We start from the raw sequence: 11,485 nt of genomic DNA on the forward strand, positions 1-11,485 counted from the left end.
ACCATCATGGCTTATGACGTCGTAATCATCGGATCGGGACCGGGCGGCTATGTCTGCGCCATCAAGGCGGCTCAGCTCGGCCTGAAGACGGCGGTGGTCGAGAAGAACGCCACCTTCGGCGGCACCTGCCTCAACATCGGCTGCATCCCGTCGAAGGCGCTGCTCTACGCCTCCGAGATGTTCGCCGAAGCCGGCCATGCCTTCGATACGCTCGGCGTCGAGGTCGGCGCGCCGAAGCTCAATTTGAAGAAGATGCTGGCACACAAGGATGCGACCGTGACCTCGAATGTCAACGGCGTCGCCTTCCTGTTCAAGAAGAACAAGATCGACAGCTTCCGCGGCACCGGCAAGGTGGTCGGCGCCGGCAAGGTGTCAGTCACCGGCGAGGACGGCAAGGTCGAGGAAATCGAGACGAAGAATATCGTCATTGCCACCGGCTCCGACGTTGCCGGCATCCCGAGCGTCAAGGTCGATTTCGACGAGAAGGTGATCGTGTCCTCCACCGGCGCGCTGTCGCTGGCCAAGGTGCCCGCCAGCCTCGTTGTGGTCGGCGGCGGCGTCATCGGGCTAGAACTCGGCTCGGTCTGGGCGAGGCTGGGCGCCAAGGTCACGGTCGTCGAGTTCCTTGACACGATCCTGGGCGGCATGGACGGCGAGGTCTCGAAACAGTTCCAGCGGTTGCTGTCGAAGCAGGGTTTCGAGTTCAAGCTCGGCGCCAAGGTCACCGGCGTCGCCAAGGCCAAGAAGGGCGCGACCGTTACTTTCGAGCCGGTCAAGGGCGGCGGGGCGGAAACCATCGAGGCCGACGTCGTGCTCGTCGCCACCGGTCGCCGCCCTTATGCCGACAGCCTGGGGCTCAAGGAGGCGGGCGTCGAGGTCGACGAGCGCGGTCGGGTCAAGACAGACGGGCATTTGAGGACCAATGTGCCCGGCATCTATGCGATCGGCGACGTCATTGCTGGCCCGATGCTGGCGCACAAGGCCGAAGATGAGGGCGTGGCGGTGGCCGAGACGATCGCCGGCCAGGCCGGCCATGTGAACTATGACGTCATTCCGAGTGTCGTCTACACCACCCCGGAAATCGCTTCGGTCGGCAAGACCGAGGAGGAGCTGAAGAAGGCTGGCATCGACTACAAGGTCGGCAAGTTTCCGTTCAGCGCCAATGGCCGCGCGCGCGCCATGCTGCACACCGACGGCTTCGTGAAGATCCTGGCCGACAAGGCCAGCGACCGCGTGCTCGGCGTCCATATCGTCGGCTTCGGCGCCGGCGAGATGATCCACGAGGCGGCGGTGCTGATGGAGTTCGGCGGCTCGTCCGAAGACCTCGCCCGCACCTGCCACGCGCATCCGACGATGTCGGAAGCGGTGAAGGAAGCGGCGCTGGCGACGTTCTTCAAGCCGATTCATATCTAGGCTAGCCGCGCGCCAGGCACCCAACGCCCATCGCTTCCATGCCGCTACGCTAAGGCATTGCGGCGGTTACAGAATCTGCACCGTTGCGCCTGCGGCAGAAGTCACGGCATGGATACTCGGGTCAAGCCCGAGTATGACGAAGGCGTGGTGCTGCTCCAAAACAAAACGGCCCGCCGAAAGGCGGGCCGTTCGTCGTTAAGCTGCAGTCTGGTTACTGGGCCGGCGCAGGGGCCGGAGCCGGAGCTGGCGCAGGGGCCGGCGCGGGTGTAGGCGCAGGAGCCGGGGCTGGCGCGGGAGCTGGCGCCGGCTCTGGGGCCGGAGCTGGCGTTGCAGGCGCCGGAGCCGGCGTGCTGGCTGCCGGCGGCTCAGCCGGGGCCGGGGCATGCTCGCCCCCGCTTCTGCCAAAAACATAATACGCAACAATGGCCAGGATAATGACAACTAGGGCGATCAGCCACCCGCTGCCACCACCACCCGACGTGGGAGGCGTGCTCGAAGGGGTGAAGGGGTCGTTAGGGTTCGCCATGAAACGTGTCCTCCGTGGAATGAAAGATATCAAAATAGCAGCCATCAACGCGCTGATCCCGTGTTGGGTTTCACGCGGACGGACAAAAAGCGCTGAAAAAACCGGCGTTTCAGGTCCGCCAGCCGCCAGACGACTCAGTTGACGGCGGTAACAGTATACCCTGCCTTGCGAAAATCCTCGACCAGTCCTTCCGGGCCGGGCAGATGCATGGCGCCGACGGCCATGAAAACGTTGCCTTTGGCCAATATCGGCCCGGCATGCGCCGCCATCACCTTGTTGCGACTGGTGATCATGGTCTGCTCGAAGGCGGCATAGCCGGCCTTGTCGTCGGCCGAGTCCGGCAACACGGCCTCGAACAGCGGCCAGAACATGCCGACCTCGCCACGCTGGTAGAGCACGATCATCGTCTCGTTGACGTCGTTCACCTTGTCGCCGAGCTTCATCGTCTCGACGAGGCTCTTCATGTGGAATTCAAGCGGCAGCGAGGCCATCGCACGCAACTGATCGACAGCGGTTTCGAGCCCTTCGACGTCTTTTCCCGACGCCTTGGCGTCAGAGGCGAGCTTGACGTCGAGCACGGGTTCGCCGGCGGACTGGCGCGCCACTTCGCAGGCCGGCAGCGCCATCATCGCCGACAGGATCCACGGCTTCATCTTGGCGACCGTCGCCGGCGGAATGCCGCGGGCGTCGAGCCCCTTGTCCAGCACCGCCGCATCCTGTGGCGACAACAGCGACGACAGCGTGGTGTTGTCGGTGAACATCATCAGGCCGGGCTCGCTGGCCATCGCAGCCATCATCTTGGCCTTGTCCAGCGCATCGGTGGTTTCGATGATGATGGTGCCGGCGCCGTCATAGGCCTTTTGCGCCACAGCCGGCAGGGTGGTGACGCGCGTATCGGTCATATGCATGGTGCCGAACAGGTAGGACGGTTCTTCGCCAGGCTTCTCCAGCTTCCACAGCAGGCCCTTGCCATTGGGAACGGCCGCCGCTTCGGTCTCGACCGTCTTGAAGGCGGCAGGATCGTTTTTTTCCAGCGCGGTCAAAAGATCGCTGCCGGCGCAACTGGGCGCTTCGGCATGCGCCCGGCCGGCAAGCAGCAGAACGACGAGGAAAGACAGGAAAAACAGCAGGTTGAGCGCCGCAAGCAGCTTCAACGAGACCAGGGCCGCGCGGTCGGCGATGACGATGACGCGTTTCATAAAAAGCGTCTTAGCGCCGAAAAGCGGCAAAACGGTTAATCGGGAGAACGAAATTGTTTGCGGTACGGTGAGCTGCCGCTTCGTCATCCACGGGCGGAGCAAGGAGCGAAGCGACGCGCGCAGACCCGAGAATGACGAAGTCCGGAGGGCTCAGGATGACCCGGGGGCTACGCCCTTGGATGCGCGCGCTCGTAGATCTCGAGCAGCCTTGCCGTGTCGACGCCGGTATAGATCTGGGTGGTCGACAGGCTGGCGTGGCCAAGCAGTTCCTGGATGGTGCGCAGGTCGCCGCCACGGCCGAGCAGATGGGTGGCGAACGAATGGCGCAGGGCATGCGGCGTCGCCGTGTCCGGCAGGTTCAAAGCCGAGCGCAGCTTGGCCATCTCGCGCTGGACGATGGCCGGGTTGAGCGGCCCGCCACGGGCGCCGCGGAACAGCAGGCCCTTGGGATCGATATGGAAAGGACAGAGCCTGCGGTATTCGGCCACCGCCTTGCAGGCCACCGGCAGCACCGGCACCAGCCGCATCTTGCCGCCCTTGCCGGTGACGCGCAGCACCGTGTCGGCCTCGGAAGCGAGATCGGCGCCGCGCAGGCCGAGGGCTTCCGAGATGCGCAGGCCGGAGCCGTAGAGCAGCGTCAGTACCGCGGCGTTGCGGGCGGCGATCCATGGCTCCTCCGCCAGTTGGCCCTCCATCGCCACGACCTGCCTGGCGTCGCTTGCCGTCAGCGGCTTGGGCAGCGACTTCGGCTGGCGCGGCGCGCGCAGTGCTGCCGCACCCGCGGCATTGACCAGGCCGCGCCGTTCGAGAAAGCGCAGCAGCGAACGGATGCCGGCAAGACCGCGCCCCAGCGTGCGGGCGCCGGCGCCGCCGTTGCGGCGCGCGGCGAGGAAGCCGCGCAGATCGGCCGACCGCAGGTCGGCGATGTCCGAAATGCCCGGCGGGCCGCCGCGATGTCCGGTCAAAAAATGCAGGAACTGGCGCGTATCGCGTTCATAGGCCTCGACCGTCTCCGGCGACAGCCGGCGCTCATGCGCCAGCGTCTTCAGCCAGGTCTCGCGTGCCGCCTGAAGGTCAGGTTTTGCCGGGATGAGGAATTCCTGCATGACGGCAGCCTGACGCATGCGGGTTAGGAAGCGGTGAAGAGGCCGTCATTGAAATGGCCACGGGACGGCGTTAGAGCAGAACAAAGGAAACGCCGCCGATGTCCAAGCTCGAAAACCCCGTACAGATGGCCGTCATCGGTGCCGCGCACGGCATCAAGGGCGAATTGCGGGTGAAGACCTTCACCGGCGATCCGCTGGCGCTGGCCGATTACGGCCCGCTGCAAACCAAGGACGGCCGCACCTTCCAGATCATCGACATCAGGCCGGCGGGTACCGTCGTTGTCGTGCGCTTCAAGGGCATCAGCGACCGCAGCGCCGCCGAGGCTTTGGCCGGCACCGAGCTTTTCGTCGACCGCTCGGTTCTGCCGGACGATGGCGAGGAGGACGAGTTCTATCACGCCGATCTCATCGGTCTCGATGTCAGGGACGATACGGGCGTCGTCGGCAAGGTCGTCGCCGTGCATAATTTCGGCGGCGGCGACATCCTCGATGTCACGCTTGCCGGCCGCAAGGGCGTGCTGATCCCGTTCACGCAGGCCGCGGTGCCGCATGTCTCGATCGCCGACGGTTTCGTCCAGGTCAATCCGCTGGCGGCCGGGCTGGTCGATGACGAGGACAGCGAAGCGCCGAGCCGTCCCGGCTTCGACCCGAAGGGTCGGCCGCGCGGACCGAAGGATGCCGGGGGCAACCGGTGAGCTTTGCCGCTTCGGTGCTGACGCTCTACCCGGAGATGTTCCCGGGCGCGCTCGGCCTGTCGCTGGCGGGACGCGCGCTCGAAGCCGGCACCTGGTCGCTGGAGGCGATCCAGATCCGCGATTTCGCCACCGACAGGCACCGCACCGTCGACGACACGCCGGCCGGCGGCGGCGCCGGCATGGTGATGCGCGCCGATGTGCTGGCCAGGGCTATCGACCACGCTTCGCCGCCGGGCGATCCGCGCCCGCGCCTGCTGATGACCCCGCGCGGCAAGCCGCTGACGCAGGCGCGCGTGCGTGAGCTGGCCGACGGTCCGGGCGCGGTCATCCTGTGCGGCCGCTTCGAAGGCGTCGACCAGCGGCTGATCGAGGCGCGTCAGCTCGAGGAGGTCTCGATCGGCGATTTCATCCTGTCGGGCGGCGAGCCCGCCGCGCTCGTGCTGCTCGACGCCGTGGTGCGGCTCCTGCCTGGCGTCATGGGCAACGTCGTGTCGGGCGAGGAAGAGAGTTTCGAGAACGGGCTGCTCGAGCATCCGCACTACACTCGGCCGCAGGAATTCGAAGGCAGGCCGATTCCGGACGTTCTGACCTCCGGCAACCATAAGAAAATCGCTGAGTGGCGGCGCGCGGAAGCCGAGAAGCTGACCCGCGAGCGGCGGCCGGACTTGCCGGGCATTCAGCCCTTGGCGAAATAATAGAAGGCCAGGAACAGGCCGACGGCGACGACGAAGCCGCGCACCACGCCTTGCGGCACGCGCTTGGCGATCCACACGCCGGCATAGCCGCCCAGCGCACCGCCGGGAATCATGACGATCGCCTGCGGCCAGGCGACGACGCCGCCCGAGACGAAGACCAGGATGGCGATTGCCGCGATGACCACGGCCAGCATGTTCTTCAACGCATTGAGGCGGTGGTAGTCGCCGGCCTGCGTCAGGCCGAGCGTCGCCAGCATCATCACGCCCATGCCGGCGCCGAAGAAGCCGCCATAGACGGAGGTCACGAACTGCGCCAGCGAACCCGTCAGGGAGCCGACCGAGGCCTGGTGCTCCGGTCCGGCCTCCGGCTTCAGCCACGGTCCGGCGGCGAAGAGCGCGGTGGCGGCGATGAGCAGCCATGGCACCAGCGCCCGGAACGACGGATTGGAGAGCGCAAGCAGGATGAGCGAGCCGGCCAGCGCGCCGAAGGCGGAGATCACGCAAAGCAGCAGCGCCTGGCGCCAGAAATGCCTGATGTCGTCGAGATAAGCGAGCGTCGAGGTGATATAGCCGGGAAACTGCGTGACCGAGGAGGTGGCGTTGGCGACGATCGGCGGCAGGCCGACCAGGGTCATGGCGCCGAAGGTGACGAAGGTGCCGCCGCCGGCGACGGCATTGACCGCGCCGGAAACGAAGCCCGCGAGAAAGAGCAGGATGGCATCGAAGGGTGTCATCGAAAAGCCGCCAGGGTGATACGCATTTCTCCGCTTAAAAAGCTTGCGAGGCGCGCGCAACCTGGCACGGCGCTTATACGATGGTGCCATAGTGGGCAAAAAATACGCCGCAAAGGCGTGACAAAGCGCTGAAATAGCTGTATGTGCCCGCCCGAACCGGAAGAACAATCTTCTGGACCCGTCAACAAGTGCGGTGTAGCCGTCCCTGCCCAATGGGCATAGCCGAGCGGTCATTGGAACTGCAAGGCGAGCGCAGGACGCTCTGACTGTCGGAAGAACAAGAAGTGGATATTTGAGATGGATCTCATCCGTCAGCTCGAGGCCGAACAGGCCGCCAAGATCGAAGCCAAGCGCAAGCTGCCCGAATTCCAGCCGGGCGACACCGTGCGCGTCCAGGTGCGCGTCACCGAAGGCACCCGCACCCGCGTCCAGGCCTATGAGGGCGTCGTCATCGCCCGTGCCGGCTCCGGCTTCCAGGAGAATTTCACCGTCCGCAAGATTTCCTATGGCGAAGGCGTCGAGCGCGTTTTCCCGGTCTACTCGCCGATGGTCGAGGGTGTCGAGATCGTGCGTCGCGGCAAGGTTCGCCGCGCCAAGCTCTATTACCTGCGTGACCGTCGTGGCAAGTCGGCCCGCATTTCGGAAAACACCGGCGTCCGCGCCCGCAAGCTGAACGACGAAGAGCGTGATGCGCTCAACGCCGAGCGCGCCCGCATCGAGGCCGAGAAGGTCGCCGCCGCCCAGGCTCTGGCCGCCGAGACGGCCGCCAAGGAAGCCGCCGAGAAGAAGGCCGCCGACGAGGCAGCCAAGGCCGCGGAAGCGACCACGGCCGAATAAGGCTTTCTCGATAAGGTTTTTGGAAAGGCGGCTTCGGCCGCCTTTTTCATTGTACCACTATCGCAAGCGTTCGGAATTTGATCGAAGCCTTCGCGTTTTCGTCATGTATGGACGGCCCCTCTTGGGCAAGAGGCAAAATGGCGACGACGGCGTAGGTCTGGAGCGGTGATGGGTCAGCGTTCCTTCACGCCCCCTTCTGTCCCGCCAGCGTTTCGGATTTCTACACCGCAGCAGCGCTTTGATCCTCGGGTCTGCGCCGCTCCGCTTCGCGTCGCTCCGCCCGTGGATGACGACATCGGTGTTGACACTCAATTATCTTGTACACTAATTAATCGTGTACAAGACAAATTGGAGACAGAAGATGTCGGCACTTTACACCGCTCATGCCCATGTTACCGGCGGCCGCAACGGTCATGGCGAGACCAGCGACGGCCTGCTCAAGGTCGATCTGGCGATGCCGAAGGAACTCGGCGGCAAGGGTGGCGCCACCAACCCCGAACAGCTTTTCGCCGTCGGCTACGCCGCTTGCTTCGAGAGCGCGGTGCGCTTCGTTGCCCGCCAGCAGAAGCTGCCATTGCAGGACGCCTCGGTCGCGTCCACGGTCAGCCTCTATCCCAACGACCAGGGCGGCTTCAGGCTCGGCGTCGCGCTGGCGGCGGAGATCAAGGGGCTTGATCAGGCGGGCGCCGAGGCGCTTGTATCGGAAGCGCACAAGATCTGCCCCTATTCCAACGCCATCCGTGGCAATATCGACGTGGCGCTCTCGGCAAAGGCGGCATGACGACGGAAACCGAAACGATGACCAAGCAAGCCCCGGTGCAAGACGCCGGGGCGATTGACGTGCCGCGCCTCGACCAGCAGCTTTGCTTCGCGCTCTATTCGGCAAGCGGGCTGATGACAAAACTCTACCGGCCGCTGCTCGATCCGCTCGGCCTCACCTATCCGCAATATCTGGCGATGCTGGCGCTGTGGCAGCATTCGCCGAGCACAATCGGCGAGCTTGGCGCAGCGCTTGGTCTCGATTCGGCGACGCTGACGCCGCTGATCAAGCGCATGGAGGCGGGTGGCCTGGTGACGCGGCGCCGCGATCATGCCGACGAGCGCCGGGTGCTGGTCGAGCCGACCGCCAAGGGCGAGGCGCTGCGCGCGAAGATGAAGGACGTGCAGGAGGGCCTCGCCTGCGGCATGCCGCTGCAGCGGGCCGAGCTCAAGGCTTTGCACGGCACGCTTACCCGTCTGGTCGCCGGGCTGCGCGAGGCCACGGCCGATCAAGACTGATCCCCGCAACGGCCATCCTCGAAAACCATCCCTGAAGAGCATTGCATTGCGTATTGGCGTGCTGCGACGGCGCGGACCGGCTTGCAAGGCGCTTGCGGAAAGCTAAAGTCGGCGCCGGCTTTTGTCCTGGCGCGCGAGCATAGCGCGGCCAATCACGTTCGGGGAGTTTGTCATGACCAAGTCGAAACTGCTGCTGGCCGCCATGGTGGCGTGCCTTCTCGCGCCCATCGCTGCGCTCGCCGACAACTTGCCCGATCTCGGCGGCAAGAAGGTCGTGGTGGTGACGGAAAACGCCTATCCGCCGCTGCAGTTCATCGACAAGAAGACCGGCAAGCAGATCGGCTGGGAATATGACGCGATGGACGAGATGGCCAAGCGGCTGAACTTCAAGGTCGAGTACCAGAATACCTCCTGGGATGCGATGATCCAGGCGGTTTCCGACAACCAGTACAACATCGGCATGACCGGCATCACCATCAAGGACGACCGCAAGGAGAAGGTCGACTTCTCCGACCCCTATATGCGCTCCGAGCAGTTCATGCTGGTGCGCGGCGACGAAAGCCGCTTCACCGACGCCAAGAGCTTCGGCGCCTTCAAGGACGGTCTGATCGGCGCGCAGGCCGGCACGACGCCTTTCTACACCGCCGTGTACAGCGTGCTCGACGGCAACGAGCAGAACCCGCGCATAAAACTGTTCGAGACGTTCGGCGCGACCGTGCAGGCGCTGAAATCGGGCGACGTCGACGTGGTGTTGACCGACGGCACTGCCGGCCAGGGCTATGTCGATGCTTCCGAAGGCAAGCTGAAGCTGATCGGCGGGCCGCTCGGCACCGAGGATTTCGGCTTCATCTTCCCGAAGGGCTCGGACCTGGTGAAGCCGGTCAATGCCGCCATCGCCGCGCTCAAGGCCGACGGCACTTTCGACAAGCTCAACAAGAAGTGGTTCCTTGACTACAAGATGGGGCAGTAGCGCATTTGTTGCGACGGCCGGCGAAGCTGCCAATCTCCCCCCTTGCGGGGGAGATCAGCAGCTCTTGCGAAGGCATCTATTCACCGGCGTTGGGAACTGATGCCCGCTGCCCCATCCACCCCCAAATCCGAATTCCCCTGGTGGCTAGCCGCCGCGGCCGTGCTTGCCTTGGCTGCCGCTCTGGCCATCGCATCCAGCGACCTCTACGCCCAGGTCTTCGCCACCGTCGCCAAGGGCATCGGCATCACCATCTTCGTCACCGCGGTTGCCTTTGCGCTGGCCTCGGCGTTCGGCCTCGGCATTGCGCTGATGGCGCTGTCTGGATCGCAATGGCTGCGCCAGATCGCGCGCTTCTATGTCGAGATCATCCGCGGCGTGCCGATCCTGGTGCTGTTGTTCTGGATCGCCTTTGCCGGCGCGCCGGCTTTCGTCGCCGCCTGGAACGCGTTGACCGCGCCGCTGCAGAGCGTGGGCCTCCTGGGCGAACTGCTAGTGCGCGACGTGTCGCTGCTTTGGCGCGCTATCATGGCGCTGACCATCGGCTACTCGGCCTTCATCTCGGAGGTGTTCCGGGCCGGCATCCAGTCGGTCGAGAAGGGCCAGATCGAAGCCGCCAAGGCGCTTGGGCTCAGCCGAGTGCAGCGCTTCCGGCTGATCGTGTTCCCGCAGGCGATCCGCACCATCCTGCCGCCGCTCGGCAACGACTTCGTCGCCATGGTCAAGGATTCCTCGCTGGTCTCGGTGCTCGGCGTCGCCGATATCACCCAGATGGGAAAGGTCTATGCCGCGGGCTCCTTTCGTTTCTTCGAGACCTATTCGATCGTCGCTTATATCTACCTTATCCTGACCGTCGGCCTGTCGCTGGCCCTGCGGGCGCTGGAACAGCGGCTGCGCCGGCAGCATCAGGAATAGCCGGACGCCCGGGAGCGCGCTACGATCCCTCAGCTGAATATCGCGCAGGACACGCCCCATGAATTTCGACACGGCCAATGCGGCGCTGGACTCCGTCTACACGGCAGAATCACCGGAAGGGCTCGCCAAGGCCTATGCCGAGTGGGCCGCGACCTATGACAGCGAGACCGCCTCGCTCGGCTACCTCCTGCCTTTCCTGATCACCGCCTGGGTGGCGCGGCACGTGCCGGCGGGCGACGGTCCGCTGCTCGACGCCGGCTGCGGCACGGGCCTGTCGGGACCATCGCTGAAGGCGCTGGGTTATGGCGACATCGCCGGGCTCGACCTTTCCGACGACATGCTGAAGCTTGCCGGCAGCCGCAATGCCTATAGCGAGCTGAAGAAGGCGATGCTCGGCGGGCCGCTGCCCTGGCCCGACCGGCATTTCCGCGCTTTCTTCTCGACCGGCGTCTTCACCATCGGCCACGCGCCGGCCGCTGGCCTGCACGAACTGGTGCGCATCACCAAAAGCGGCGGCCACGCCATCTTCACCGTGCGCGACCAGGTTTTTGAGAGCGGTGGGTTTCAGGCCGTGTTCGACGAACTCCGCGAGGCGAGGAAATGGCGCCTCGCCGAGCAGAGCCCATGGTTCCGCTGCTACGCGATCGGCGACCCGGAAGCGCTGGTGAAGACATTTGTGTTCGAGGTGATGTGAGCGCCAGCCTTCGCTTCTCCCCTTGAGGGAGAAGGTGGATCGGCGCGCAGCGCCGAGACGGATGAGGGGTGTTCCAGCGAAGTGAGACGCTGCGTTCCCTGGAACACCCCTCATCCGTCGCCTTCGGCGACACCTTCTCCCGCAAGATCCTATGAGGGCGTGGATGGCGGCGCGATGTTTCGCCAAGATTGGTTTTCCACCCACGCAACAAGGGAGAAGACCGATGTCGCATGACCAATCGAGTATCGCATCGAGCGCCGCCACCCGTGGCCATCATGGCGCAGTCACAGCCTCTTTGGAACTGAGCACAACGAAGTGGCTGGTGAGCGTGCAATCGCCGGGCAGCGAGCGGTTGTCGCGGCACGTGCTTGCCGCGGGCGATGTGGGCGGGCTTTTGGCGCTGTTTGCGCGGCTGCGGGAGCGTGC

At 65.0% G+C, this 11,485-nt stretch carries 12 protein-coding genes and 1 pseudogene; 10 read left to right on the plus strand and 3 right to left on the minus strand.

Going from position 1 to position 11,485, the window contains the following annotated elements; translation table 11 throughout:
- Nucleotides 1-6: 6 nt before the first annotated feature.
- Nucleotides 7-1,413, plus strand: a complete 1,407-nt coding sequence (gene lpdA / locus YU3_RS0131145; protein WP_027169867.1) for a dihydrolipoyl dehydrogenase — start codon at nucleotides 7-9, stop codon at nucleotides 1,411-1,413.
- Between the two features lie 660 nt (nucleotides 1,414-2,073).
- Here lpdA and YU3_RS0131155 read toward each other — a convergent pair.
- Nucleotides 2,074-3,138, minus strand: coding sequence for a TraB/GumN family protein (locus tag YU3_RS0131155; RefSeq protein ID WP_027169868.1), 1,065 nt, complete (start codon nucleotides 3,136-3,138; stop codon nucleotides 2,074-2,076).
- Nucleotides 3,139-3,305: 167 nt separating this feature from the next.
- Complete coding sequence (locus YU3_RS0131160) at nucleotides 3,306-4,244, minus strand: tyrosine recombinase XerC (RefSeq protein ID WP_027169869.1); 939 nt, start codon at nucleotides 4,242-4,244, stop codon at nucleotides 3,306-3,308.
- 98 nt (nucleotides 4,245-4,342) lie between these two features.
- Here YU3_RS0131160 and rimM point away from each other — a divergent pair, with 98 nt between their 5' ends.
- A complete protein-coding gene (gene rimM / locus YU3_RS0131165) occupies nucleotides 4,343-4,939 on the plus strand; it encodes a ribosome maturation factor RimM (RefSeq protein WP_027169870.1) in 597 nt (198 codons plus the stop codon).
- Nucleotides 4,936-5,634, plus strand: coding sequence for a tRNA (guanosine(37)-N1)-methyltransferase TrmD (gene trmD, locus YU3_RS0131170; protein ID WP_027169871.1), 699 nt, complete (start codon nucleotides 4,936-4,938; stop codon nucleotides 5,632-5,634). Before rimM ends, trmD begins: the two co-directional genes overlap by 4 nt.
- Here the strand turns inward: trmD and YU3_RS0131175 are convergent.
- Entirely contained in the window at nucleotides 5,616-6,368 is a 753-nt protein-coding gene (locus YU3_RS0131175; RefSeq protein WP_027169872.1) for a sulfite exporter TauE/SafE family protein, read from the minus strand. The genes trmD and YU3_RS0131175 overlap by 19 nt on opposite strands.
- 297 nt (nucleotides 6,369-6,665) lie before the next feature.
- Between YU3_RS0131175 and rplS the strand changes: the two genes are divergently transcribed.
- The 7 genes and pseudogenes from rplS to YU3_RS40965 all read left to right on the plus strand — a co-directional run.
- Entirely contained in the window at nucleotides 6,666-7,205 is a 540-nt protein-coding gene (gene rplS, locus YU3_RS0131180; RefSeq protein WP_027169873.1) for a 50S ribosomal protein L19, read from the plus strand.
- A 361-nt stretch (nucleotides 7,206-7,566) separates the two neighbouring features.
- The gene (locus tag YU3_RS0131185; RefSeq protein WP_027169874.1) at nucleotides 7,567-7,986 is read left to right on the plus strand and encodes an organic hydroperoxide resistance protein; all 420 of its coding nucleotides are present in this window, start codon (nucleotides 7,567-7,569) and stop codon (nucleotides 7,984-7,986) included.
- Nucleotides 7,987-8,003: 17 nt separating this feature from the next.
- Nucleotides 8,004-8,483, plus strand: a complete 480-nt coding sequence (locus tag YU3_RS0131190) for a MarR family transcriptional regulator (protein WP_245273713.1) — start codon at nucleotides 8,004-8,006, stop codon at nucleotides 8,481-8,483.
- 172 nt (nucleotides 8,484-8,655) lie between these two features.
- Complete coding sequence (locus tag YU3_RS0131195; RefSeq protein ID WP_027169876.1) at nucleotides 8,656-9,453, plus strand: transporter substrate-binding domain-containing protein; 798 nt, start codon at nucleotides 8,656-8,658, stop codon at nucleotides 9,451-9,453.
- A gap of 99 nt (nucleotides 9,454-9,552) precedes the next feature.
- Nucleotides 9,553-10,365 (plus strand): amino acid ABC transporter permease, encoded by an 813-nt coding sequence (locus YU3_RS0131200; RefSeq protein ID WP_027169877.1) that lies wholly within the window; start codon nucleotides 9,553-9,555, stop codon nucleotides 10,363-10,365.
- A gap of 58 nt (nucleotides 10,366-10,423) precedes the next feature.
- On the plus strand, nucleotides 10,424-11,059 hold the full coding sequence (locus YU3_RS0131205) for a class I SAM-dependent methyltransferase (protein WP_027169878.1): 636 nt from the start codon (nucleotides 10,424-10,426) through the stop codon (nucleotides 11,057-11,059).
- Nucleotides 11,060-11,282: 223 nt separating this feature from the next.
- Nucleotides 11,283-11,485, plus strand: a pseudogene (locus tag YU3_RS40965) (IS110 family transposase); the annotation flags it as partial.

Origin of the sequence: Mesorhizobium sp. WSM3224 (genome assembly GCF_000427725.1) — a bacterium.
Taxonomy (GTDB): domain Bacteria; phylum Pseudomonadota; class Alphaproteobacteria; order Rhizobiales; family Rhizobiaceae; genus Mesorhizobium.